Annotated in this window: 21 protein-coding genes; 11 read left to right on the forward strand and 10 right to left on the reverse strand. The window is 39.8% G+C overall.

Translation table 11 applies throughout. From position 1 onward, the window contains the following. Positions 1–344: 344 nt before the first annotated feature. The 10 genes from BM130_RS13775 to BM130_RS13820 all read right to left on the reverse strand — a co-directional run bounded on the left by BM130_RS13775 (position 345) and on the right by BM130_RS13820 (position 12,046). A complete protein-coding gene (locus BM130_RS13775; RefSeq protein WP_010528023.1) occupies positions 345–689 on the reverse strand; it encodes a phenylpyruvate tautomerase MIF-related protein in 345 nt (114 codons plus the stop codon). Positions 690–774: 85 nt separating this feature from the next. Next, the gene (locus BM130_RS13780; protein ID WP_010528022.1) at positions 775–1,773 is read right to left on the reverse strand and encodes a mevalonate kinase family protein; all 999 of its coding nucleotides are present in this window, start codon (positions 1,771–1,773) and stop codon (positions 775–777) included. 51 nt (positions 1,774–1,824) lie between these two features. Next, positions 1,825–2,865, reverse strand: a complete 1,041-nt coding sequence (mvaD, locus tag BM130_RS13785; RefSeq protein ID WP_010528021.1) for a diphosphomevalonate decarboxylase — start codon at positions 2,863–2,865, stop codon at positions 1,825–1,827. Between the two features lies 1 nt (position 2,866). After that, on the reverse strand, positions 2,867–3,781 hold the full coding sequence (locus BM130_RS13790; RefSeq protein WP_010528020.1) for a GYDIA family GHMP kinase: 915 nt from the start codon (positions 3,779–3,781) through the stop codon (positions 2,867–2,869). Continuing rightward, positions 3,778–5,097 carry a hydroxymethylglutaryl-CoA reductase gene (locus BM130_RS13795; protein ID WP_010528019.1) on the reverse strand — a complete coding sequence of 440 codons (1,320 nt, stop codon included), beginning with the start codon at positions 5,095–5,097 and terminating at the stop codon, positions 3,778–3,780. The genes BM130_RS13790 and BM130_RS13795 overlap by 4 nt, the downstream gene beginning before the upstream one ends. Before the next feature lie 23 nt (positions 5,098–5,120). Further along, entirely contained in the window at positions 5,121–6,146 is a 1,026-nt protein-coding gene (locus tag BM130_RS13800; RefSeq protein WP_010528018.1) for a beta/alpha barrel domain-containing protein, read from the reverse strand. Between the two features lie 33 nt (positions 6,147–6,179). Then, a complete protein-coding gene (locus BM130_RS13805) occupies positions 6,180–7,325 on the reverse strand; it encodes an acyl-CoA dehydrogenase family protein (protein ID WP_010528017.1) in 1,146 nt (381 codons plus the stop codon). Positions 7,326–7,513: 188 nt separating this feature from the next. Then, entirely contained in the window at positions 7,514–9,511 is a 1,998-nt protein-coding gene (locus BM130_RS13810) for an acetyl/propionyl/methylcrotonyl-CoA carboxylase subunit alpha (RefSeq protein WP_010528016.1), read from the reverse strand. Further along, on the reverse strand, positions 9,504–10,298 hold the full coding sequence (locus BM130_RS13815; protein ID WP_010528015.1) for an enoyl-CoA hydratase/isomerase family protein: 795 nt from the start codon (positions 10,296–10,298) through the stop codon (positions 9,504–9,506). Before BM130_RS13815 ends, BM130_RS13810 begins: the two co-directional genes overlap by 8 nt. Before the next feature lie 140 nt (positions 10,299–10,438). Continuing rightward, positions 10,439–12,046, reverse strand: coding sequence for a carboxyl transferase domain-containing protein (locus BM130_RS13820; protein WP_010528014.1), 1,608 nt, complete (start codon positions 12,044–12,046; stop codon positions 10,439–10,441). 419 nt (positions 12,047–12,465) lie between these two features. Between BM130_RS13820 and BM130_RS13825 the strand changes: the two genes are divergently transcribed. The 11 genes from BM130_RS13825 to gyrB all read left to right on the forward strand — a co-directional run bounded on the left by BM130_RS13825 (position 12,466) and on the right by gyrB (position 24,996). Continuing rightward, on the forward strand, positions 12,466–13,401 hold the full coding sequence (locus BM130_RS13825; protein ID WP_010528013.1) for an N-acetylmuramoyl-L-alanine amidase-like domain-containing protein: 936 nt from the start codon (positions 12,466–12,468) through the stop codon (positions 13,399–13,401). A gap of 137 nt (positions 13,402–13,538) precedes the next feature. Continuing rightward, on the forward strand, positions 13,539–14,171 hold the full coding sequence (locus BM130_RS13830) for a TetR/AcrR family transcriptional regulator (RefSeq protein WP_010528012.1): 633 nt from the start codon (positions 13,539–13,541) through the stop codon (positions 14,169–14,171). Between the two features lie 78 nt (positions 14,172–14,249). Next, a complete protein-coding gene (locus tag BM130_RS13835) occupies positions 14,250–15,521 on the forward strand; it encodes a TolC family protein (RefSeq protein WP_010528011.1) in 1,272 nt (423 codons plus the stop codon). A 572-nt stretch (positions 15,522–16,093) separates the two neighbouring features. Further along, entirely contained in the window at positions 16,094–17,047 is a 954-nt protein-coding gene (locus BM130_RS13840; RefSeq protein ID WP_010528010.1) for an HlyD family secretion protein, read from the forward strand. A gap of 41 nt (positions 17,048–17,088) precedes the next feature. Then, a complete protein-coding gene (locus tag BM130_RS13845) occupies positions 17,089–18,009 on the forward strand; it encodes an ABC transporter ATP-binding protein (protein ID WP_010528009.1) in 921 nt (306 codons plus the stop codon). Beyond that, positions 18,006–18,743 carry an ABC transporter ATP-binding protein gene (locus BM130_RS13850; protein WP_010528008.1) on the forward strand — a complete coding sequence of 246 codons (738 nt, stop codon included), beginning with the start codon at positions 18,006–18,008 and terminating at the stop codon, positions 18,741–18,743. Before BM130_RS13845 ends, BM130_RS13850 begins: the two co-directional genes overlap by 4 nt. A gap of 48 nt (positions 18,744–18,791) precedes the next feature. Beyond that, positions 18,792–19,901, forward strand: a complete 1,110-nt coding sequence (locus BM130_RS13855) for an ABC transporter permease (protein WP_010528007.1) — start codon at positions 18,792–18,794, stop codon at positions 19,899–19,901. A gap of 46 nt (positions 19,902–19,947) precedes the next feature. Then, the gene (locus tag BM130_RS13860; protein WP_010528006.1) at positions 19,948–21,057 is read left to right on the forward strand and encodes an ABC transporter permease; all 1,110 of its coding nucleotides are present in this window, start codon (positions 19,948–19,950) and stop codon (positions 21,055–21,057) included. A gap of 77 nt (positions 21,058–21,134) precedes the next feature. Then, complete coding sequence (locus tag BM130_RS13865) at positions 21,135–22,142, forward strand: NAD(P)-dependent oxidoreductase (protein WP_010528005.1); 1,008 nt, start codon at positions 21,135–21,137, stop codon at positions 22,140–22,142. 96 nt (positions 22,143–22,238) lie between these two features. Beyond that, positions 22,239–22,649, forward strand: a complete 411-nt coding sequence (locus tag BM130_RS13870; protein ID WP_010528004.1) for a secondary thiamine-phosphate synthase enzyme YjbQ — start codon at positions 22,239–22,241, stop codon at positions 22,647–22,649. 376 nt (positions 22,650–23,025) lie between these two features. Then, a complete protein-coding gene (gene gyrB, locus BM130_RS13875) occupies positions 23,026–24,996 on the forward strand; it encodes a DNA topoisomerase (ATP-hydrolyzing) subunit B (protein WP_010528003.1) in 1,971 nt (656 codons plus the stop codon). Positions 24,997–25,298: the final 302 nt, after the last annotated feature.

Consider the following 25,298-nt stretch of genomic DNA (forward strand, 5'->3'; position numbering starts at 1 on the left):
GATAAAGATAATAAGAAAATATGATAAACCGGTTGTAAATACCCCAAACAGGAACATAAGTTGTTTTATAATTTATCTAATTTGTTGGCTGTCCGGAACTAAACTGTTAATTTTTAGTTCATAGCTTTATGAGTATTAGGTAAGGTATTCTTAATGAACCTTCTATTAGCCTAAGTGTTTGATGGTTTAAGAACCTAATAACCCACCTTTTGCCTGTGCATTTTTTTATTGTGACCAATCTTTATGGTCATACTCGGTTCAAGCCTTGCAAAGGTAATGAAAAGTTCACAACATAGGTTCAGATCCTGTTGCGGGTTTTCTGTGTTCCTGCTTTGTATATAGGCTTAAAAAGTTGTTCTGTTCCAACCCCACCGGTTGGCGGGAGCATCTGCGAATTCAATATAAATACGCTCCGGATTAATTCCCAGTTTAGCATGTGCCAGGTCGGCAATTTCTTTGGTTAAAAGGTTGACCTGCTGTGTTGTCAGACCTATACTTTTAATTTCCAGGTAGGCTGTAGGTTCATCTGTTCCGCCAAATGTCATGGGTACGGTAGGCTCAAACAGGGTCATTACATATTTTTCTGATTTTTGCAGTGTTTCAGCAACTTTTTGGGATGCATCCTTCAAAAATGCTTGTTGTGTGGATGCATCAAACGGTTTATTGGTACTGATTTTTAGCAATGGCATAGTTCCTGATTTTTTTTTTCCTAATTGATAAATTTTCCTTCCAAAAATACCCAATTTTACGCAAATAGGAATAATTCCTCAGATGCTAAACAACTGTATTGGGATTATGTTTTTTCAGGTCGTGATAAACCGGTATAATTTCCCAACCCTCCTTTTCGATAATATTTTTGGTGTTGGGAAAATCGCGGGTAAATCCGAGGACGTAACCACCTCCGCCCGAACCACAGAGCTTAAGATAATAGCTGTCAGATTTTAAACCATTTCGCCAAAGAGCCCGAACAGAGTCGGGAACCATTTTTTGAAGTTTCTGTTCCTGCAGGGATGACAATTCCTTTAAAGCAGAGTAAAAATAATCTTTCCTGTTTTCAATAAGATTGATAATACAAGAGTTGTTTAATGGTGTTAGTTTATGTTCTACAAATTTATAGAACTCTTTATCATTGTTGTATTTTTCCATAAATCCCTGGACCAGGGGGGCAGTTTTACCCGGTTTACCACTGTTGATAAGGAAAATACCATCGGTTTTTAGGTCTTGGTACGAGGGTAATCCAACAGGTTCGATATGGTCGAGGTCTCTTAGTAATAAAGGATGTTTCATGAAACAGATTAAAGGGTCGATACCCGAACTTGTGCCGTGAAACCACGTTTCCAGTTGGGCCAGTTGTTCTTTGAGTTTGCGAATGTCTTGAGGGGTCAAAAGGTCTTTTCGTTTGGGTGCGTTGCTAACATATTTTTGGAAAAATGCTGCAACAAGGGCACCACTGCTACCTAATCCATAACCTTCCGGGATGGTTGATTCAAAATAGAGGCCATTGTCCAGGTCCGATTTTAAACGGTCGGTATCGAAATCGCAGAGTAAATCACCGTTGGTGGCCAGGGTATGCAAATAAAACCAAAATTCGTACAGATGTTGGTTACTGCGTTGAGCAAAGGCCAGGTCGGTATAGCTGTTGCGGTTGGGGAAAGCCAACTGGCCATTAAAATGTGAATAAGGGATGGTTAGGCCCATCGACCCGTTGATGATGGTATATTCACCAAAAAGCATAATCTTTGAATAAAATAACTCTCCTGTTTCGGTCTGCATAATCGGTTGGTTTCTACTTTTATTTAAAAAATAAATTTAATTAGTGTGTTTTTAATTTATTTTTCGAGGGCCTTCCCCGATATGGTCACAAATTATGGTTTCGTTTTCGCATAATGGTTTCAATTCCTCTTCTTCCCAAGTCTTAATTTTATTTTTTACTTCTCGGGGGTATAATAAATGAATATTTGGTCCTGCGTCGAGGGTAAAGGTAACAGGTAACCCACTTTTTTGCCGGAACGCTTTAATTTTATTTATTAGGGCTAATGAGTTGGGCAGCATGAGTGTGTAAGCGGGATTACTGCTCATCATCAAGGCATGCAACGACAAGGCCTCGTTTTCGGCGAGGTTGCTGAAGCCCTCCCAATCCCCATTTTCCAAATATTGCAGTAGTAAAAAAGTGTTGTTATGTGCTTGTTTTATTCTTCCCTGTTGATAGGGATGACCATGCATTAGGTCGTGGCCGGCCGAACTGCTGATGGATTTGCGTTTGCCGGAAACGATAAGAATGTCGTCTTGAATGGTTTGAAAAAGCGGGTGTATCTTGTCAGTTAATTGTATCGCATAAAAATCTGAACTTTCCGGTATCTCGGGTAGCTTACCCCAAAGATTCCACCCACCGAAGACGGAGCGTGCGGCACTGCCAGAGCCTATCCGCGCCCAGGATGATATAGTTTGTCTGGAAATTTTTTCTTCTGGATTAACTTGCTGATGTAAGTCAGCCAGACAAAAAGCCAGGGCCGACATGGCACTGGCCGATGAGGCAATGCCTGAACTATGTGGAAAGGTATTGGAACTATTTATTCTTAAATGATATTGTTGAATAAATGGAATTTCGTGACCTAAATGGTTCAGAAATCTTTGTATCTTATCACGAAAACTCAACTTTTCTTCGTTGTTAAGATAAAATGAAAAAGTACCTCTATTATCATTGAGAATTAATTCTACTGTTGTGGTGGTTACTGCCTTGGATAATGAAAAACTTACCGATGGGTTGATAGGCTGTTGCTGGCCTTTTTTTCCCCAGTATTTAACAATGGCAAGGTTTGAAGGAGATTGCCAGGTGGCAGAATATATTGGTTGTGAAGTATTCATATTAACGTTTTATTATATCTTGAAGTTTGAGTAAAGTATTGAATCCTTTTGCTTTGAAATATTCTTTAGTTTTGTCATCGGGCATCAGCGAGAGTGCCATAAAAAAGTCGCCTCCCCAGGCACCGAGGGATTTTACTGCTCCTTTAAAATCAGAAAAATACTTTTGTTTTAAGGTAGGGCACCCAATAACATCGCTAATGATGGATTCATGCTCTTCCATGAGGGCGATAAAGTTCTCGGGCGATTGTTCTATCGACATTTGATGAGAAATATGGGTAATTTGTTCGATGGTCTGTTTTGCTGGTAAAGTGTTTTTTAGATGTTGATTGATAGCTTTTTGAGAGTTTTGTTTGCTGTTAAGAAAACCTAACCATAATTGGCCCATAAAAGGGGGATTAAAAATTGTGTTTTGAACCAGTGGCTTTTCTTTACTCTGTAATTGGAAAAAGATTGGTCCCCTGGCCGAAGCACAGGCAATGTCATAACCGGAACCGCCAAAGGTAAGTGAAAGCAGTTGGTAAGGGTCGATATTTAACCATTGGGCAAGATTGTTGATTAATGTTGAACTGCTGCCCCAACCCCAAATAGGGGGGAATTCCAGATGGGTAGTTATTTCTTTTCCGGAAAATATAGATGGGTTTTTATTTAACTTTCCGGCTGCTATCAGAATGTTTTTTAATTTTTCGGCCAGAGGTGCATCGGTAGTTTCTTTAATGACAAGGTTTGATGAATAACGAGCTGAAAACCACAAGCCGTTAATATGAGTAGCCTTCCATATCAAGTCATCGCCGCCGGTATTGTGGCACGTCATGGTTTGTCCCTTTTGTAAGGGTATTGCCAGTCCTGTAGCACCGAAAAGGACTAAATATTCGCCTGCCAGTAGCAGTTTCCCGTTAGAGCGTATGGTGTAGCTCATGATTTGTTTTGTTGTCGAAAATGCATTAAAAAGTCTTTAACTGCTTTAGCAGATACGGTTTTATTGCTAAAGTATTGTTCGGCAGCGGCTGTTTCTTCCGGCGAAGCATTCTCTGTTTTAAGTAGATTGCTGAGGTGGAGTTTCATGTGTCCTTTTTGTATGCCTGTTGTAACCAGCGAAGCAACGGCCGAAAAGTTGTTGGCCAGTCCTGCCGAGGCGGCAATGCTCATTAGTTCCCGTGCAGAAGGATTGCCAAGCATTTCTATAGCCAGTTTTGCCAAAGGATGAAGACGTGTTAACCCGCCTACGGTTCCCAGAGCTAACGGCAAGGTCAGTTCCAACCGGAATATTTTGTCGTCAGTAATATGACATTGTGAAAGCGACCGGTATTGACCATCTTTTGCTGCCCAGGCGTGGCCGGCAGCTTCCACCGCCCGAAAATCATTGCCGGTGGCTATTACGACAGCATCGGTGCCATTAAAAATACCTTTGTTGTGGGTTACGGCACGAGAGGGGTCCAACCGTGCAATGTCTACTGCCAGCTTAAATTTTTCTGCAAATTGTTCTGATGAAAGGTCGGCGGCAAAAGGTTTGAGTGCCGACACCGGGCATTCAACAGCGGCTGTTACCAAACAGCCGGTGGTATAATTGGATAGGATGGCCATAATGATATCTATGTGACCATGTTGTTTCAAAGTTTCCTGTGATTGAAAAAAATCTTGCAGCGGATTTTTCATCTCTTCCAGACATGAGTTGATGAAGTTGGCACCCATGCTGTCTGCCGTTTCAAATAGCACTTCCAGTTGATAGAGTGAAGTTTTTTGTTCAAGGGGTATAATAGATATTGCTTCAACACCACCACCACGTTTTTCCATATTTTCGGTTATGGGTTTTACCGCTTTCAGAAGTATGGCCTTCAGTGTGTCAATGTGTTTTTGGATTTGTGTTATTGGTCCGTTCCATTTAAACCAAATCTGTCCTTTTTTTAGTGTGCCATGGATGGTGGTTTTAAATCCCCCGTTTTGAGCCCAAAAAGCAGCGGCCCGACTGGCTGCTGCTACCACCGAGCTTTCTTCTACCACCATGGGTACCACATACCACCGGTCATCAATTTTGAAATTGGGTGCAACACCAAAGGGAAGGTAAAAGTTAGACAAGGTATTTTCGGAAAAATCATCGAACAACTCTTGCTGCGAAGGGTGACGGTAGTGTGCCAGCCTTTCCGAAAAATCTTCCGGTAGCGAATAGGTTTGAGTTAATGTTTCAATCTTTTCTTCTCTTGACAGTTTAGAAAAACCTTTGATTAGTGAGCTCATATTCACAGTATTTATGTATCCCCCTACAAGTCGTTTTGATTTTGACAGTTACTTACAGGTATCAGGTATTGCCTGGCAATTCCCAGCGCTTTTTTTATTTGAATTACGAAATTTTTCAGAGTTTCGTAATCGTCCATGGCATGCTTAAGAAAAGCCGAAGCCATCCCAAAGACTGATTTTAAAGAGCTTATTTGTGTAAGGTAAAATCCATCTACCACATTGTTAATTCCACCTGAAATGATCAATTGCTGACATTTCACCGGATATTTTGCGGCAATGATATTTACAAAATGTGTCATTTCCGGTGCGGTGTGACCAATTTTGCCAAAAGGGTCAAACAGCCCGAAGTGTTCAGGATGGTGGTCTTTTATCCGGCTAATTTCAAGTTTGGTAAAATTGGTGCCTCCCAAAGCACCAAACTCAATAGCTTCTAACGGTAGCGACAATAGACGGCGCAGGCTTTCCGGGCCCATGCCTTGCCCTACCTCTTTAACGATGATTCTGAGATTGGTACGTTCCAGAAACGCTTCAATGGTTTCGATCGGCGGGACGCTAATAGTGTCCCCTTCAGGCTGGAAAGCTTCCTGAAGAGGGTTAACATGAATTATCAGTCCGTCAGCCTTTAGTCGGTCGACCATGTCAACAACTTTTTGTTCCTGTTTTTGGTCAATAATTTTTTCAATTTGGGCGATTCCTAAATTGGCATAGAAAGGTACAGACTCGCCCATATATTCTCTAATATTAAAGTCGTCCCAGTGTTCCTGATTGTCGAGTAAGGCACGGCAGGAGCCCAGACCCATTCCCATTCCGAACTCTCCGCAGGCCTGGGCCAGATTCCTGTTTATGGTTCCACTCATGCGTGTTCCGCCGGTCATGCTGCTTACCCAAATGGGTAGGGTCATGGTTTTCCCTGCAAAAGAGAAAGCATCAAAGCGTCCATCATGGTGGGATGCCAAAAGCGGTTCGTAATGAAATCGATTATCTGCCTCATGCTTGCCTGTTCGGGCCGACAAGGCCATGTCAATGTGGTCTTTTTTCCGGTCGCTCATTCTAAAAATAATTCACTAACAATAATATTTAATTTACTTTATGCCCAACTGGCGAGCGATGACATATCTTAGAATTTCGGATGTTCCTTCACCAATCTGTAATAACCTTTGGTCACGATAGAACCGTTCTACAGGGTTATCTTTAAACAACCCGGAGCCACCAAATATTTGGACCGCCTCATCTGCTATTTCACGCGCCATTTCCGATGCATACAGCTTAGCTATGGCTGCTTCGCGTGTGAAAGATTTTCCCTGGTCTTTAAGCAGGCATGCTTTATATAAGGTGTTTCTGGCCAGTTCAATTTTCATGTCCATGTCAGCCAGTTTAAAACTGATGCTTTGGAACTTAGAGATGGGCTGTCCGAATTGATATCTGGTTTGAGCATGTTGAAGGGCATGTTCAAAAGCGCCCCTGGCAAGACCTACTCCCATGGCTGCAATGGATAATCGTCCCCCATCGAGAGTTTTAAGCATATATCTGGCACCCATTCCTTCTTTTCCCAGAAGGTTGGAATATGGCACTTTGCAATTTTCCAGTTTGATTCGGCCGGTGTCAGAGGCTCTCCACATCATTTTACCGGTCATGCGTTCCGAATAAAAACCGGGTCGGTCTTTTTCTACCAAAATGGCACTAAGTTTTTCTTTTCCGTTTTTGTCGGTGGTCATGGCCTGGATGGTGACCCCCAGTGTAAGCTCGTTGGATGAGTTGGTGATAAATCGTTTGGTGCCATTGAGCACCCAATAATCTTTTTCACGTACTGCTTTGGTTTTTGTTCCCAAAGCATCGGATCCGGCGGTTTCTTCGGTTAATCCGAAACCCCAAAGATGTTCTCCGGTGGTAAGCTTGGGTAACCATTTATTTTTTTGCTCTTCACTACCATATACATAGATGGGGTCAATACCCAAACTATTGTGGGCAGCAACAGTGGCAGCCTGAGAAGCGTCAACACGTGCCAACTCTTCTACCGCAATAATATAAGACAGAGTATCAAGCTCTTGTCCTCCATATTTTTTTGGTAATGTAATCCCAAAGAGACCTGCTTCTCCCATTTTCTTGGTTAGTTCAGGTGAGAATCGTTCTTCCCTGTCGAGTCTTTCTGCTTCGGGTTGGATGACTTCTTCTGCAAAAGCCCGGATTTGTTTTCGGTAATTTTCGTGTTTTTCGGTTGTCAATATCATATTTAATAAATTATAAAAAACAGAGTATGTTGTTACAAAAAGTGGTCGATTAAGAATTAATGTTATGCCAAAATAAACGATTGTATTTGCGTGCTCTTTTCAACTTATTATAGCTTGTTAGGTTTTCGATGATTAGCTTGATAATATTTTTTTTAGAATTCCGAGGGTGCCGTGTTTTTTTAATGGTGTCAAGTCTTGTCGTCAATTTCTGCCAAAATCTGTCCGGCTTTCACTTGTTCTCCTTCGCTTATACGCACTTCCTTTACCATTCCCCTGGCTTTTGCCTGGAGAGTATTTTCCATTTTCATTGCCTCAAGGATCATCAGCGGACTGCTTTCATTCACTAATTCTCCTTTTTTTACTAATATTTTGGATATTTTTCCGGGGATAGGCGCCTTAATGATGTTGCTTTTTTCAGTGTTTTTCTGATTGCTATTTGTGATATTGTTTAGTCGGAATCCGGGAAATAGACGATAAGTGTGGCCGTCTACTTCCAATAAAAGTTCATTACGATGGGTATAGTACCAGGTCAGTTGAGCCCATTGTTCGCGGAAATAAAAGCGCAAATTATGGGATGAAAATGTAATATTATGAATATCATCCATTATGTTGTTATCTAAACACCATTTCAATGAATGGGGGTAAACACCATCTTTAATTTTGACGGTATAGGTTTTGTGAGCCAGGGTAACTTCAAAATTGTTGCCCCATCGTTTGTGGCCAAGTTTATTCCATATATTGTTGTCATTATTCTCATTTCGGTAATGAATAATCCAGACAGCGAAAGCGGCCAGGAGTAGTTCGGTTTTTTTCAACCCATTGGGTTGTATGGCCTTATGCAATAAATCCTGATAGGTTGTAGTGAAATGAGTGGTTGTATTGCCGGTTACAAAGGCTTCTGTTTTTGTCAATTTTCGTAACCATGGTAATCCGGTAGTAATACCTATAACAGAAGTTTGTTCTAAACTTAATGATAACTTTTCAATAGCTTCTTTTCGGTTAAAGCCCCAAACGGTTATTTTGGCCAGTAGGGGGTCGAAGAAAGAGGGTATCTCGACCGATGAATCAAAAAAAGAATCGGTACGTGCCATCTGCGGAGAAGGCCATTTAACAAAGTTGATTTTCCCGGGCGACGGCCTGAAGTTATTTAAAGCATCTTCAGCATATATTCTGGCTTCGATGGCATGTCCATGGGCTTTAACATCTTCTTGTATAAAAGAGAGGGGAAGCCCCATGGCTGTTTTTATTTGCTCTTCGACAAGGTCGATGCCGGTAATGGCTTCGGTTACGGGATGTTCAACCTGAAGCCTTGTATTCATCTCTAAAAAATAGTGTTGTTTATTGGAATCGACGAGGAATTCTACTGTTCCTGCGTTGCAGTAATTAATTTGTTGTGCCAGTTTAACCGCCTGGGACGATAATTTATCTCTTAGATTATCATCCACAAAGGCTGAGGGCGATTCTTCTACGATTTTCTGGAACCGTCGTTGAATGGAACATTCACGTTCAAAAAGATGAACAACATTTCCATATTGGTCACCGAAAATTTGAACCTCAATATGTCGTGGATTGTCAATATACTCTTCAACATAAATAGTCTGGTCGCCAAAATAGTTTTTGGCTTCGCGGGCCGCATCGTCGAGCATGGTCTCTAGTTGCTCACTGTTGTGGGCGATTTTCATTCCTTTACCGCCGCCCCCTGCCGTTGCTTTGATGAGTAGCGGGAAGCGAAGAGAATCATGATTTTTTAGAATTTCTTGTTTCGTTCCGGAAATTCCTTTGGGAACAGGGATGCCTGCCTTTTGAGCAACTTTTCTGGCCGACAATTTATTCCCCATTAGCGCCATGGCATCGGGCGGAGGACCAATCCATATAAGACCAGCGTTTTCGGCTAAACGAGCAAATTCAGCATTTTCAGATAAAAAGCCATATCCGGGATGAATAGCGTCGGCGCCGTATTTTAAGGCAAGCTCTATCATTACCTTGCCATTAAGATAGGTCTCATCAAGAATTGAATTCTCCAGAACGTGAATTTCATCGGCTGCACGGGCAGGTAATGTATCTTTCTCTTCCGGTACGACGGGTAAAACCGTAGAAATTCCAAGTCGGGACGCTGTGCGTATGATGCGATAAGCAATTTCTCCTCTGTTGGCAATAAATATTTTGGTTAATTTACGGTTATTCATGATTTTTATTCCAAAATGGTTTTCGATTTTCAAAAAAGGCATTGACCCCTTCTTGTCCTTCCAATGATGATCTTGCATCGGCAATCATTGATGCACAATATCGGGTCAAATCATCGTCAATGGGAACAATCCTATCATCAATTGTGTTCAGCAGTTTTTTTGTTTCAGAAATGGCGTTAGGACTGTTATTGGCGATTCGAACAGCTAACTCTCTGGTTTTTGGAATGATTTCATCATGAGAAAAAAGAAGTTGTACAAGATTATGTTGCTGGGCAGTCTCACCCGAAAAGGTAAAACCCGAAAGAAATGCCTGTCGGGCAAAGGCAATGCCTGTTTTTTTTATGATCCATGGTGCCACCATAGCCGGTACCAGTCCCAGTTTAGTTTCCGAAAAAGAAAATTTGGCTTCCGGAGTAGTAATAGCGATGTCGGAACAAGTCATTAAACCAATAGCACCGCCGTAAGCACCTCCTTCTACGCATGAAATTACCGGCTTGGGATATTGATATAAGGTTGAATAGAGGCGGTAAAACAATTCAGCCTCTTCCATATTTTTTTCTTTTGATTGTCGGGCCGCTTCTTTCATCCATTGAAGATCGGCACCTGAAGAGAAAAAACGCTCTTTGCCCCAAATGACCAGCACTCTGAATTGGGTGCTCTTTGCGCTGTTTTCAAAAAAATCAATCAGTTGACGAATCATCTCCTTGTTTAAGGCATTTTTTTTATCGGGTCTGTTGAGCTCCAGAAAGCAAACGTTTTGAGCATATTTTTTTGTTAAATAGTTCATAGAACAATCGGTTAATGTTTGTAGGCAATAAATATTTTATAAGGTAGCTAAAATATAAAAGCCATTTAAATAAAATTTTATTGGTTAAGAAAAAGTTTGTTCAACCGGAATGGTGGGATAAGGCCTTTTTAACCATCGTATTACATGCGAAAAATTCCGTATTTGGGCACCTGAGATGGTGAATGGCTTGACATTTCCAGTGCCAGCCCCAAAATATCCCGTGTTTGGGCAGGGTCTATAATACCATCATCCCATAATCTGGAAGTGCTGTACCAGGCAGAGCCTTCCGTAGCATATTTATTGATAATTTGCTCTTCAATAGCTTTTAGTTCTTCTGCTGGCACATTATTACCTTTCGCAGCTGCCTGTTCTTTTTTTAGGGTCATAAGAACCTCGGCGGCTTGCCGGGCACCCATCACTGAAATGCGTGCGTTGGGCCACATAAAGAGTAGTCTGGGATTGTAGGCACGTCCCCCCATGGCATAATTGCCGGCGCCATAAGAACCACCAATAATAATAGTGAAAAAAGGCACAACAGAGTTTGCAAGTGCATGAACCATTTTGGCCCCGTTTTTAGCGATACCCCCATGTTCATATTCTTTTCCAACCATAAAGCCAGTTATGTTTTGGAGGAAAACCATGGGTATGTTTCGGTGATTACATAGTTCAATAAAGTGGGTTCCTTTTAGTGCCGACTCAGAGAATAATATCCCGTTATTGGCTAGGATTCCAACCTTATAACCATGTATACGTGCAAAGCCTGTTACCAATGATTCACCGTAGTTTTGCTTGAATTCCTGAAATCGGCTGCCATCAACCAAACGAATTATGATTTCTCTTACATCCGGAAAGGAGTCATTCCCAGAAGGGATTAACCCATATAATTCCTGTTTCGGATATTGAGGTGGTTCGACGAATTTGTCAGGGTGACGGGATGTTGGTGGCATTGGTAGCGACTCTATTATGTTACGGCAAATTTGCAGGGCGTGTTCATCGTTTTCGGCAATATGGTCAGCTACGCCACTGATACTGGTATGAACTTCGGCCCCGCCCAACTCTTCGGGTGTTACCTCTTCGCCGGTAGCGGCTTTAACCAAGGGAGGTCCCGCCAGAAAAATGGTGCCCTGGTTGCGAACGATTATAGTTTCGTCACTCATAGCCGGGATATAGGCCCCGCCGGCGGTACAGGAACCCATGACGATAGATATTTGAGGTATCCCTTCTGCCGACAAGCGGGCCTGATTGTAAAAAATGCGGCCAAAATCGTCCTTATCAGGGAATACTTCTGCCTGTAAGGGCAAAAATATGCCGCCCGAATCGACCAGATAGATACAAGGAAGCTGGTTTTCACGTGCTATTTCCTGTGCCCTTAAATGCTTTTTGATGGTTTCGGGAACGTAGGTGCCTCCCTTAACCGTGGCATCGTTGGCAATGATCATAACATTGTGTTGGTGTATTCGCCCTATGCCGGTGACAATTCCCGCGCCCGGAAATTCATCATTGTATTGTTGCCATGCAGCCAGTGGGGAAAGTTCCAGAAAAGGGGTGTGTGGGTCCAGAAGCTTTTCAATTCTTTGGCGAACCAGTAACTTACCTCTGGTGAGATGTTTTTGTCTTAGTTTCTCCGGACCACCCTTGCTAATTTGCTCTAACCTTTCTTCCAGTGCAGCAACTAATGCTTTGTTGGTGTGGTAATTATTCTTAAAATGTTGGTCGGTAGTATCGATATTACTTTCTAAACGATCCATAAATTATTTTGTGTTGTTACTTTAATTTTTCTGGTATTTATTGAATAAGAACGTTTAGTATGTTCTTCGGTTTGTTATTTCTTAATGTAATGTTTACTTATTTCACAAAACTATACTAATGATTAACCACCAGTGACTAATTGACTTAAGGTCTGTTTTGTACCTGACCACAGCGTGAAAAAACTTTCCGGTTATGCCCGTTTCAAATGGTTGTGTTACCAATATCTTTAGGTTACTTTTAAATTTTGATAGTACATGTGTTTTTGTTTTTGAGTAACCCGAAAATAACAGTGATTGTTCGTTATTGTTTAATGTTTTTGTTGAGTGGAGCTTTTACATTCGTAAAGAACAACTTTTTAGGTGACTTATAATTTGTCATGAATGTACGTTTCTATTAAATTTGACTGAAATTTTTTGTCATGAAAAGCAAATCATTTAGAAAAGATTTCCCTAATATTTTATTTATATCAATTTTTGTTTTTTTCGTCTGCTTTTTAAATAGCCAAATAATAAGAGGGAAAGGGACGACGAAGGGTAATAAAGAAGCCACAGGTGTAAAATTTTTAGTTCATATAACCAAAGAAGATTCTGCTGTTTTTAAGGAATTGATGGAATGGTCCCACCTTCGTCAACTGGACCATCGACCGCTAGAGAATGTAATAATTGATGTAGCTCAGTATTTTCTGAATCAGCCATACGTTGCACATACTTTGGAATCGGATGCGCCTGAAAAACTTATTGTTAATCTTCGTGAGTTTGATTGTACCACCTTTGTTGAAAATGTTTTAGCGCTATCATTTTGCATTAAAGATAGAACTACCGAATTATCATCGTTTTTGAAAATTTTGAAGACCTTACGATATCGTGATGGAAGAATTAGTGGATATGATTCCAGACTTCATTATTTTACTGAATGGTTGTCAAATAATGAAGCAAAAGGCCTGGTGAAAATAGTGAGTAATGACTTTGGTGACAGAGAATTTGATGCTTATGTAGATTTTATGTCTTCCCATGCTGAATATTATCCTAAGTTAAGGGAGAATTCCACTTTAATTCATTCAATTGAAAACGATGAAAAGCGAGTTTCCACGTTAAAACTACGATATATTTCCGAGGCTAATATTGAAGCTATATCCGATTCCATTCAGAATGGTGACATCATTGCTTTTTGTACTTCAATAAAAGGTTTGGATGTTGTTCATGTGGGGTTGGCTTATCATACATCCGGTCAACTACATTTTATTCATGCTTCTACTGTAGGTAACAAGGTTAAAATTTCAGAGAATAGCCTTGCGGAGTATGTTCGTAACCGCAAAAACGTATACGGTATTCTTGTGGCCAGGCCCGTTCAATGATATTCTCTATAAGCTTAAATTCAGGGTTTTTATAATTAGTATGAGAAATTAGTTTGTGATTTTTTACGAAAAAAATTTGTTATCAGATAGAATTGAATTAAATTTGACCAGATGGTTAAATTAAACAGTTAAAACAAATGGTAAAAAACAAGCAAGATAAAAATCAAGATACAGAGGAGCTTATTTTAAAAGCAGCCAATCGGGTTTTTGAAAAAAAAGGTTATGCCGGTGCACGGATGCAGGAAATTGCTGATGAAGCCGGGATTAATAAAGCGTTGTTGCATTATTACTTCAGAAGTAAAGAAAAACTTTTCGACCGTATTTTCCGGGAAGCATTTAGTCAATTTTGGCCGTCCATAGAAAAAGTAACCCAAGGTGGGATGGCAGGAATCAGGGATTTGATAAAAGCCGTTATTGACGGATATACCGAAATATTAGCTCAGCGTCCCTATCTTCCTGCTTTTGTGGTGGGAGAACTAAACCGGTCGCCGGAACGGATTAAGGAATTGTTGCTCGCTTCGGGAATAAAGCCTGATAAAATAATCAAAATTGTTCAGGACGCTATTGATAATGGGGAGGTGGTAAATATGGACCCCAGAGAATTGTTGGTCAATATTATAGCACTTTCCATTTTTCCTTTTATTGCTCGTCCTCTGGTGAGTTCTATGTTTTGGAAATCAAAAGGAGAGTATGACAGCTTTTTGCAAAAAAGAAAAGAAACAGTGTATGAATTTATTTGTCGCAGTATTCTTGTCAATCCCGACCAATAAGTTTCAAAGTTTTATTCGAACCTAAGTTGTTTAGTTCTATTATGGTTGAAATCCATAATGTAAATTTAAATTATCATTATGAAGTATTTCCTTATATCAGTTTTGGGACTTTCAATTACGCTTAATACTCTGTTGGCGCAACCCAATTTATTTACTTTGAAGGATTGTTGGGAATATTCACGGAATCATTATCCGTTGATTAAAGGGAAAGCATTGTTGAAGCAGAGCACAGAGCTAAACCTTCGAAATGTCCAAACTAAATGGTTGCCGCAAATGGAGTTGATTGGTCAAGCCTCATGGCAAAATGAGGTGACACATGTGGACTTGTCATCGGCTATTCCGGGTGTAAATTTTCCTCAGGCCTCTAATGACCAGTATAAAATTGCATTGGATTTGAGTCAAACCCTTTATGATGGTGGACGAATTAACACCCAAAAGAAGGTAGAAGAGATTGCAGGAGAGATAGAGCAGCAGAATATTGAAATAGAGTTATACGACCTTAAGCAGCGGGTAACAGAACTGTTTTTTCAAATATTAATGCTAAATGAAAAAGGTTTGCAATTAGACCAAAAAATTAAAACACTTCAAATCCGTAAAAAAGAATTACAAACCGCCCAAAATTATGGGTCAATAGAAAAAGCCGACATTTATACGCTTGAAGCGGAAGAGCTGTTGACCCGCCAGCAAAAAGTCGCTCTTGATTACAGCATCAAGGCATTGCTGGAAAATCTTTCCTCGTATTTGGGTCGACAGGTTTCTTCTGTTTCACAACTTGTAAAGCCGGATGTCTCTGATTTTTTTCAGCCTGAGAGGCGACCGGAATATCGCTTGTTTGCTTTACAAAAAGAGCAAAGTGAAACAGCCTCAATTTTGGCCCAACGTAACAGATGGCCTGTCTTGGCTGCTTTTGTTCAAGGTGGTTATGGAAACCCCGGTTACAACATGTTAAAAGATGAGTTTGATACCTTTATGATGATAGGTATTCGTTTGAAATGGAAGCCTTGGGACTGGAAAGAAGCCAAGCGCAGACAATTGACTTTCAATAATAAAAGTCAATTGGTGGATTTAAGGCGGGAAACCTTCGATTTAAATCTTCAAAGAGTTGATAGCCGGCTAAGTAATGAAATTTCGCAATTCATATCCATTATGGAACTGGATGAGGGTATCGTTAAACTTAGACAGGAAGTGGCCAACGATAGTGAGAAAAAATTAAAGAGCGGTATAATAACGTCGGCCGACTATGTAGAAGATTTGAATGCTTTAATTAATTCCCAAATAAACTTGGGAATTCATCAGTTAGAATATTTAAAGGGTTTGGCATTTAAATATTTAGTCGGAGCCGGAAAATGAAAATAAAGTGTAATGCTTGAAAGGGGATAGTGGTTTGTAAAATAGTCATAATAAGTGACATTAATAAAATGCCTGATTGCGTGATGGGTATTTCCCCTTAAGTGGTTTAAGGAGTGCCCGTTGGCTATAATGGATTTTAAACTAACTATAAAAGTAAATTTCATACGGATGAAACGAGCATGGCGGCTTTTTCCACAAAAGGACATGTATAAAATGCCCAGGGCAGAAGTGCACAGGCAGAAGGCAGAAGAAGTGATTAGTCATTAATTAACAAGTGGTTATTATTAAATAACTAATGACAAATGACTAACCACTAACGACTACTTATAAGAAGCAATATATCAATGAAGTAAGTAAATTTTATACTGATGAAACGAGCATGACCAAGAAAACTTGTCACAATAAGAGCATGTATAAACTTTAGGTCATGCGAGTTCCATCCGGCCAATGAATTAGATAAATTTTATACTGATGAAACGAGCATGGCAAGAAGGTTTTCCGCAATAAGAACATGTATAAACTTAAGCCATGCGAGTTCCATTCGGCCAATGAGTTAAATAAATTATATACGAATGAAATCAATATTTAAGACAAACAGCACACTAAAGGATGAAAGTATCCTTTCAAAGTTTTTATTTATTGACGCAGGTTTTCTGTCGACGTTGCTACTGGTATTGATTTTAATACCAGGATGTTCGAATGACGATGGTAAGGCAGACGCTTATGGTAATTTTGAGGCGGATGAAGTAATAATTAGTTCAGAGATTGCCGGAAAAATAGAATGGCTGCAGGTAGATGAAGGTGATATTTTGGAAGGAGGAAAGGTTATAGCAATGATTGATACTACTATTGCACAACTCGAGTTGGAGCAGTTATTAGCTTCTAAAGAGAGTGTAGAAGCGCGCCTGGTACAACTTAGAAAAAGCATAGAAGTGCAAAAAGAGCGGTTAAAGGTTATGGAAAAAGAAGTAAATCGGGTTGCCGGTATGTTTGAAGAGGAAGCAATATCTGCGCAAAAATATGACGAAATCACAGGGCAATATCGAGTTACACAAAAAGAATTGGCACAAGTACAATCACAGGCTTTGGCGCTTAAAGCTGAGATGAGAGTTGTAGAAGCCAAAATTAATGCTGCAAGGGAGCGGCTGGCTCGTTGTAAAGTGAAGGCACCTTTTTCAGGAACGATTTTACAAAAGTATGCCGAGGCAGGTGAAGTGGTGGCTTTCGGGAAACCTCTGCTAAAAATGGCTAAAACTGATGAATTAATATTGAGGGCTTACATTTCCGGTGTTCAATTGGATGATGTAACTCTTGGTCAATCCGTTCGCGTGGCTTTTGATAGGGATAAGAAAAATGAGCATCAGCGGGAAGGAAAAATTACTTGGATATCTGCTTCGGCAGAGTTCACACCCAAGATAATTCAAACCAAAGAGGAACGAGTTGATTTGGTTTATGCAATAAAGGTGAAAGTTCCCAATTACGATGGCAAAATTAAGATTGGAATGCCGGGAGAAGTTTTCTTTTAATGTTCAGGTTATACCCATGGGGTTATATAAAATTAATTGATATGGTAACAGTAAGCGGTGTGTCTAAATATTTTGGGAATATTAAGGCGCTAAGGAGGGTTTCATTTCAAGTTGAAGAGGGAGAGCTCTTTGGTGTCATTGGTCCCGATGGAGCAGGGAAAAGCACATTGTTTCGCATTATTTTATCGTTATTACTGCCGGACGAAGGCGAGGTTTGCTTATGGGGGAAAAGTCCTGTTGCCGATTATAAGGCAATCCGCAGAATGGTGGGATATATGCCAGGAAAGTTTTCACTATATGAGGACTTAACGGTTGAAGAGAATCTTAATTTCTTTGCTGCCGTGTTTGGCACCACTATTAAAGAGAATTACCATCTAATAAAAGACATCTATCGGCAAATAGAACCCTTCAAGAAACGGCGAGCCGGTAAGCTTTCCGGCGGCATGAAACAAAAACTTGCTCTCTCGTGTGCCTTAATACATAAACCTAAGTTATTGGTTTTGGATGAGCCTACTACCGGGGTGGATGCTGTTTCACGAAGCGATTTTTGGGAGATGTTACAAAAGCTTAAAAATGCCGGAATTACCGTCTTGGTTTCTACACCCTATATGGATGAAGCTTCCCTGTGCGATAGAGTTGCACTGATTCAGAAGGGGCATATCCTCGAAATTTCGACACCTGATGCCGTGACACAAGGTTTTGGGAAACAGTTGTTCGGCGTGGCAGGTGAAAACATGTATAAGTTGTTGCTGCATTGTCGGAAATTCTATCGGGTTGAATCGGTATATCCTTTTGGTGAAGAGTTACATTTAACTTTCCATGGGGGTGGAGATTGGCGGGAAGAGTTAATCCGCTATTTATACGAAAATGGATTAGCCAATGTCCGAATCAGACCTATCAAACCCAATATAGAGGACCGATTTATGTCTCTAATGAGTATTACAGAAAAAGAAAACGGATGAAGGATATCAATACATCGGCGTTTGCCATTGAGGTTGTCGACCTGGTGAAAAAGTTCGGGAATTTCACCGCCAATGACCATCTCACCTTTAATGTACGCAGGGGAGAGATTTTTGGCTTTTTAGGTGCTAACGGAGCCGGAAAAACTACTGCCATTAAAATTCTTTGCGGATTGATGGCACCTACATCCGGCCAGGTAGTTGTTGCAGGATACAATGTAATGACTCATCCCGAATTAGTGAAACAAAACATTGGGTATATGAGTCAAAAGTTTTCCTTATATGAAGATTTGACCATTTTTGAAAATATCAGATTATATGGAGCCATATATGGTTTGACTGCGAATGAGATTCGTCAACGTTCTGATACGATATTAAGAAAACTTGGACTATTAAAGGATAGAAGCCGATTGATTAAGACGCTCTCTTTGGGTTGGAAACAAAAATTGGCATTTTCTGTGGCAATGGTTCATCACCCGAAAATAGTCTTTCTTGATGAGCCAACCAGTGGAGTAGACCCTGTCACCCGCCGACAGTTCTGGGAGTTAATATATGAGGCGGCAGCTGATGGAATAACCATTTTTGTTACTACTCATTATTTGGACGAGGCGGAATATTGCGATAGGGTAACAGTGATGGTAGATGGTCATATAAAAGCTCTTGACACCCCTGCTAAATTGAAAAAGCAATTTAATGTAGACACCATGAACGAAGTTTTTTTAAATCTTACTCGGTAAAAGATAAACAGAGCCTTACGACGGGGCATTAATAATCATTTCCAAACGATGAAAAAACTCTGGGTTTTTATTAAGAAAGAAGCTATTCATATCATTCGCGATAAGCGTACTTTAATGGTTCTATTAATAATGCCATTGGCACAAATACTGATTTTTGGCTATGTGATTACAACAGAAATAAACCAAGCCAGGATTGGGATTTTTAATAAAGCCAATGATTATGCCGGTTATCAACTTGTCAATCGTTTGGCGGCATCGGGATATTTTAAAATTGGCAAGATGATAGATAACCCTGAAGAGATGGAAGCGTCGTTGCGTAAAGGGGAGGTCAGAATGGTAGTGGTTATACCTTCAGAGTTTGGAAAGCGGCAGGCAGAGAGTTCGGGTGTTGAAGTACAACTTGTAGCTGATGCCTCAGAAGCCAATTCAGCTCAAATGTTAGTAAATTATGCCAGAAGTATTATCACAAGGTTTGACGCTGAAAATGGATTGTCTGGACGGGCATCGGAAATACCGGTTACAATTGAAACCCGAATGTTTTATAACCCTGCTCTTAAGGGCGTCTTTATGTCGGTGCCTGGTATTATGGCTATGATTTTAATTCTTATTTCGGCCATGATGACTTCTATTTCTATTACCCGGGAAAAAGAATACGGTTCTATGGAGATACTGCTTGTTTCACCACTGAAACCTTGGCAAATCATTGTTGGGAAAGTGGCGCCCTATATTATTCTATCTTTCATTAATGCTGTAACAATACTATTGGTAGGAATTTTCATTTTTAAAGTGCCGATGGAAGGTAGTTGGTGGTGGTTAACTATTATTAATATTTTATATATTCTGTTGTCGTTATCGTTAGGGATTTTTATATCAACTGTATCTGCCAGTCAAATGGTAGCAATGTTCATCTCTCTTTTTGCGCTATTATTACCTACGGTGTTGTTATCCGGATTTATTTATCCTATTGAAAATATGCCGGTATTGCTGCGATGGTTGAGCAGCATTATGCCCCCCAGATATTATATCCAGGCAGTGAAAAGCATCATGTTTAAAGCCGGAAGTTTTATGTCCATTTGGAAAGAATTATTAATTTTTGCGGCTTTTATTGTTGCTTTTATGGCATTGAGTATCAAAAATTTTAAAGTTAGATTGTCATAATTCACATGGTCAGTGAATGTTTTTTCTTTTTTAATGACAAACAATAATGAGAATTCTATTCTATTTGCTTCAAAAAGAATTTATTCAGATTTATCGCAATAAAACCATTTTGCGGTTAATATTTGTTATACCTGTAGTTCAATTGCTAATATTGGTAAATGCCGCTACTCTGGAAATGCGAAAGCAGCAATTATCAGTCGTTGATGAAGACCATTCGCCCTGGAGTAAAAGGTTAATTTCTGTCTTGGATGCATCGCCTTTTTTTGTTGTGGGAAAAAATGATGAAAATGTTTTAAGTGCGAAAAAGAAAATTGAAAAAGGTGAAATCGACTTTTTGCTTGTTATACCTCAGGGTTTCGAATCTTCTTTAATGAGCAATGAGCAGGTAAAAATTCAATTATTGGCCAATGCCATAAATTCACAACAGGCTCAATTGGGATACGCATATTTGCAGCAGGTAATTGCCGGTTTAAGTCAAAGCTTCGTTAAAGAAACTTACGGTGTGCTACCACAGGCAGGTATAGTGACTACTTTTTCCTATTGGTACAATCCTGAACTCAACTATAAACATTTTATGGTTCCTGGAATTTTAGTGGTCTTGGTATCGGTTGTGGGCATGTTTTTAACCGCCATGAATTTGGTGCGTGAAAAGGAGATGGGAACCATTGAACAGATTAATGTTACGCCGGTAAGAAAGTGGCAGTTTATAGTAGCCAAGCTGCTTCCGTTCTTATTAATTGGATTATTTGAATTGGCTCTGGGATTGACAATTGGGAAACTCATTTATCAAATACCAATCGAAGGCAGTCTGTGGCTCGTTTTTGCCATTGCAACATTATACCTCACAGGCCTTTTGGGTTTAGGTTTGTTACTTTCTACAATTTCTTCGTCCCAACAGCAGGTTACTTTTGTTAGTTTCTTTTTCCTGTTGGTGTTTATCCTTATGAGCGGTATCTTTACTTCAGTAGATAATATGCCGGAGTGGGGGCAAAAATTAAACCTGCTCAATCCGTTATATTATTTTATCGACTTGATGCGTGCCATTTTGTTAAAAGGTGCCGGTTTGAGTGATTTGTGGAAGCAGGTAACCGGTATTTCCGTTTTGGCTGTATTTTTATTTGGTCTCGCAGTATTAAATTACAGAAAGACAATATAGAAGTTTCAGTGAATATGATGTATATTTGAATTTCGAAAAGTTTTTATGCTTATGCTATAATAAGATTCGTGACGACTATGAAAAAAAAGATACTCATATCTCACAGAATACCCGAGGAGCCGTTAAAAATTCTGGAAAGCGATTTTGAATTGATTTGGCCTGATAATGACACTTTCTCGAATGAAGAACTATCTGCTTTGATTCCTGAATGCGAAGTTGTAGTCTCGGTTTTTGGAAATCCTCTGGATAGCAGGCTTATTGAGGCTGCATCGAAATTGAAATTAATAGCCAATTATGGTGCCGGTACAGACAATATTGATGTTGAAAAGGCTACTCAATTAGGCATTGTAGTAACCAATACGCCTGATACTGTTACTGAGCCCACAGCAGAACTGGCTATGGGATTGATTATTGATGTGGCACGTAGAATATCAGAATTTGACAGGGGGCTACGTGCAAAAAAAATTACGGATTGGGGCGTCCTTCAAAATTGGGGAACTACGCTTCGCGATAAAACGCTTGGAATAGTTGGCCTGGGTGCTATCGGCAAAGCGCTTGCTAAAAGGGCATTAGCTTTTGGTATGAAGGTGATTTATCATAATCGACATAAACTGGAGCCTCATATTGAAGAGCAATATGAGGCCCGATTTACCGATTTGGAAAATTTGTTGCGTAATGCCGATTTTGTTTCTCTTAATGTGCCTCTAACACCGGAAACCAAATCTTTGATTTCTTTTCCGGAACTTAAGCTAATGAAACCTTCTGCTTTTCTTATCAATACTTCACGTGGCGCGGTTATCAATCAGGAAGCTTTAATTGAGGTTTTAAAAAAGAAAGAAATTGCAGGTGCTGCCCTGGATGTTTTTGCCAATGAACCCAACGTTCCTGATGAACTAATTTATATGGATAATGTTGTTTTGGTACCTCATGTGGGTAGTGCTACTCATGAAACTCGTAAAGAAATGAGCAAGCAAGTAGCATCTGTTATTGCTGATTTCTTTCAGGGAATGAAAGGATTACCGGTTGTTAATCCTCAAGTTTGGAATTCTGAGAATTTGAGATTTAAGGCCGAGGGCGCCTCTTAAGCCTACTCTGTTTGATGATTTTTCCCTTGAATAAAGTATAAATATTGAGGATATAATGAGTGTGAAAAAAATTTTATATCTTAAATTTTCAATCAAATGATTAAGCAAGTTAAAATTACGTTGCCTGAGTTTAAACGAGGATTTCATTTGATAACCAGTTATATTACCTCTCAATTGCCAGAGTTGCCTGATAAGGGGCTTGTTAATATATTTTTGCAACATACTTCGGCTGGATTAACTATTAATGAAAATGCCGACCCTTCTGTAAGAGATGATTTTGAAACCATTTTCAATAAACTTGTGCCGGAAAATGATCCTGACTACACTCATACTTTAGAGGGGGCCGATGATATGCCGGCGCATGTAAAAAGCTCTTTGTTAGGGCCATCTCTTACCATCCCTGTCGTAAATGGTCGCCTGGCTCTTGGAATGTGGCAAGGTATTTACCTTTGCGAATTTCGTAATTATGGGGGCCCGCGACGCTTGCTGATTACAATTTATTCCTAATTTTTAAAGGGTCATTCTACCCTTGCCTTAACTGTTTCTTTTAGTAAAATACTGTTTTTACGTGAAAAGGAGGTTATTGCTTTATTTAATTTTTATCAACTATAAGAATTTCAATCGATGAATTAAAGCAATTCCATTGATTTTTCGGCATATTTTCTGTTCATATTGTGAATCTTTTCTCATTAGTGGTATGGGTATTTTTATGTCTAAGTGTAAAGTATTGGTATATAAGTTGTTGTGAGTTTACCGTGGCGACAAATAGTTACCATATTAGGCGGCAAATACCGGTTATTTTGTTATATTTGTAATGCATTTTGATTCTTAACTCAAAGAACGACAAAGCTATCTAAAAAATATTATTTTATTATTTAAAATCATGAGTGAAAAGGTAAATGGAAATAACCAAGAGTCTGAGGCAAATGGTTATAGTGCCAGCAGTATTCAAGTGTTAGAAGGACTTGAGGCTGTTCGGAAGCGACCCGCCATGTATATCGGAGATATTGGCCAAAAAGGATTACACCATTTGGTTTATGAAGTTGTAGACAATTCTATTGATGAGGCTCTTGCAGGATACTGTGACTCAATTCAGGTTACCATAAACGAAGACGGAAGCATTACCGTTGTTGACAACGGGCGCGGTATTCCCGTTGATTTCCATGAGAAAGAGGGAAAATCTGCCTTGGAAGTTGTCATGACTGTTTTGCATGCCGGTGGAAAATTTGATAAAGGAAGTTATAAAGTTTCCGGTGGGCTTCACGGTGTGGGCGTTTCATGTGTAAATGCTTTATCATCCAGTTTGAAAGCTGAAGTTAGAAGGGATGGAAAAATTTTCCGGCAAGAATATGAGCGAGGTAAACCGTTGGCACCTATCCGGGAAGTGGGTACGACAGACCAAACTGGTACTGCCATTACTTTTATGCCCGATTCAACTATTTTCAATAATACTGAATATAAATACAGCGTGCTTGCCGGAAGAATGCGGGAGTTGGCGTTCTTGAATGCCGGACTGGAAATTATCCTTACCGACAAGAGAGAAAAAGATGAAGAGGGTAATTTTAAATCTGAACGTTTTTATTCTAAAGATGGTCTTATTGAGTTTGTTAACTTTATTGACGATAATCGTGAGCCGCTTATCGAAAAACCCATCTTTATTTCTACGGTAAAAAATGATATTCCTGTCGATATTGCCATTCTCTACAATACTTCTTTTAACGAGAATGTTTATTCATATGTCAATAATATAAATACCATAGAAGGAGGGACCCATTTAACCGGTTTTCGACGAGGGTTAACCAGAACTTTGAAAAACTGGGCCGAAAAGTCGGGAATGTTCTCTAAACTGAAGTTTGATATTAGTGGCGATGATTTTAGGGAAGGTCTTACTGCCGTTATTTCTGTTAAAGTTGCTGAACCTCAGTTTGAGGGGCAGACTAAAACCAAATTAGGAAATAGCGATGTAAGTCTGGCAGTGGACCAGGCCGTGAGTACTATGCTTTCAAATTATCTTGAAGAAAACCCTAAAGATGCTAAAGCCATCGTTAATAAGGTAATTTTGGCTGCTACGGCGAGGCATGCAGCACGAAAAGCACGGGAGCTGGTACAACGAAAAAGTGTTTTGTCCGGTGGTGGGCTGCCCGGTAAGTTGGCCGACTGTTCGGTTCGTGACCCCGAAAAAGCTGAAATTTTCCTGGTGGAGGGTGATTCCGCTGGCGGTACTGCTAAGCAGGGCCGCGACCGTCGCTTCCAGGCTATTTTGCCTTTGAGAGGTAAAATTCTTAATGTGGAAAAGGCGCTTCAACATAAAGTATTTGAAAACGAAGAAATTAAAAATATTTTTACCGCTCTTGGGGTGACTATTGGTACCGAAGAAGATAGTAAGGCCTTGAACCTTGATAAACTGCGCTACCATAAAATTGTTATTATGACCGATGCCGACGTGGACGGAAGCCACATCGCAACGCTTATTATGACTTTCTTCTTTAGGTATATGAAAGACCTGATTAAAAAAGGATATCTTTATATTGCAACCCCGCCTTTATACTTTTTGAAGAAGGGGAAAATTGAGGAATATTGCTGGACCGATGCGCAACGAAGAGAATTCATCGAAAAATATGCCAACGGTAAAGAAGATACCGTTCATGTTCAGCGGTATAAAGGTCTTGGTGAGATGAATGCCGAGCAATTGTGGATGACTACAATGAATCCAGAAAAACGGTTACTGCGGCAGGTTACTTATGAAAATGCTGCCGAGGCCGACCGTATTTTTAGTATGTTAATGGGAGACGATGTGCCGCCCAGAAGGGAATTTATTGAAAAAAATGCAACATATGCTAATATAGATGCTTAAGTGGATTTCATGATTTTATATTTAAGAGTAGAGCGGTCCAATGTTTGGGTCGCACTTCTTGTTTCTTCTCTTAGTATTGCTAAAATTTTAATGATTCCCGGAATAAAAGAAGTTCTCTAAAAAGTGGAAATGAACTTATCCCGACGGTATGTAAAAGTTATCCCGACGGTATGTAAAGGTTATCCCAATGGTATGTAAAAGTTATCCGGTAGTGTTTAAATTAGTGTGTCCGGATAAAGATCTATCTCAGTTTAGTTCGTATTGCAAAGTTAATTTTTTCTTTTTCCCGGTTTGATAAATAT

Source organism: Thermophagus xiamenensis (genome assembly GCF_900112795.1).
Taxonomy (GTDB): Bacteria; Bacteroidota; Bacteroidia; order Bacteroidales; family Marinilabiliaceae; genus Thermophagus; species Thermophagus xiamenensis.

Bases quoted from the DNA above. Each gene is read 5' to 3' on its own strand.
- BM130_RS13790 (WP_010528020.1), bottom strand. From the start codon at position 3,781: ATGAGCTACACCATACGCTCTAACGGGAAACTGCTACTGGCAGGCGAA.
- BM130_RS13805 (WP_010528017.1), bottom strand. From the start codon at position 7,325: ATGATATTGACAACCGAAAAACACGAAAATTACCGAAAACAAATCCGG.
- BM130_RS13780 (WP_010528022.1), bottom strand. From the start codon at position 1,773: ATGCAGACCGAAACAGGAGAGTTATTTTATTCAAAGATTATGCTTTTT.
- BM130_RS13800 (WP_010528018.1), bottom strand. From the start codon at position 6,146: ATGAGCGACCGGAAAAAAGACCACATTGACATGGCCTTGTCGGCCCGA.
- gyrB (WP_010528003.1), top strand. From the start codon at position 23,026: ATGAGTGAAAAGGTAAATGGAAATAACCAAGAGTCTGAGGCAAATGGT.
- BM130_RS13815 (WP_010528015.1), bottom strand. From the start codon at position 10,298: ATGAACTATTTAACAAAAAAATATGCTCAAAACGTTTGCTTTCTGGAG.
- BM130_RS13865 (WP_010528005.1), top strand. From the start codon at position 21,135: ATGAAAAAAAAGATACTCATATCTCACAGAATACCCGAGGAGCCGTTA.
- BM130_RS13855 (WP_010528007.1), top strand. From the start codon at position 18,792: ATGAAAAAACTCTGGGTTTTTATTAAGAAAGAAGCTATTCATATCATT.
- BM130_RS13825 (WP_010528013.1), top strand. From the start codon at position 12,466: ATGAAAAGCAAATCATTTAGAAAAGATTTCCCTAATATTTTATTTATA.
- BM130_RS13810 (WP_010528016.1), bottom strand. From the start codon at position 9,511: ATGAATAACCGTAAATTAACCAAAATATTTATTGCCAACAGAGGAGAA.
- BM130_RS13870 (WP_010528004.1), top strand. From the start codon at position 22,239: ATGATTAAGCAAGTTAAAATTACGTTGCCTGAGTTTAAACGAGGATTT.
- BM130_RS13830 (WP_010528012.1), top strand. From the start codon at position 13,539: ATGGTAAAAAACAAGCAAGATAAAAATCAAGATACAGAGGAGCTTATT.
- BM130_RS13840 (WP_010528010.1), top strand. From the start codon at position 16,094: ATGAAATCAATATTTAAGACAAACAGCACACTAAAGGATGAAAGTATC.
- BM130_RS13775 (WP_010528023.1), bottom strand. From the start codon at position 689: ATGCCATTGCTAAAAATCAGTACCAATAAACCGTTTGATGCATCCACA.
- BM130_RS13795 (WP_010528019.1), bottom strand. From the start codon at position 5,097: ATGAGCTCACTAATCAAAGGTTTTTCTAAACTGTCAAGAGAAGAAAAG.
- BM130_RS13835 (WP_010528011.1), top strand. From the start codon at position 14,250: ATGAAGTATTTCCTTATATCAGTTTTGGGACTTTCAATTACGCTTAAT.
- BM130_RS13845 (WP_010528009.1), top strand. From the start codon at position 17,089: ATGGTAACAGTAAGCGGTGTGTCTAAATATTTTGGGAATATTAAGGCG.
- mvaD (WP_010528021.1), bottom strand. From the start codon at position 2,865: ATGAATACTTCACAACCAATATATTCTGCCACCTGGCAATCTCCTTCA.
- BM130_RS13860 (WP_010528006.1), top strand. From the start codon at position 19,948: ATGAGAATTCTATTCTATTTGCTTCAAAAAGAATTTATTCAGATTTAT.
- BM130_RS13850 (WP_010528008.1), top strand. From the start codon at position 18,006: ATGAAGGATATCAATACATCGGCGTTTGCCATTGAGGTTGTCGACCTG.
- BM130_RS13820 (WP_010528014.1), bottom strand. From the start codon at position 12,046: ATGGATCGTTTAGAAAGTAATATCGATACTACCGACCAACATTTTAAG.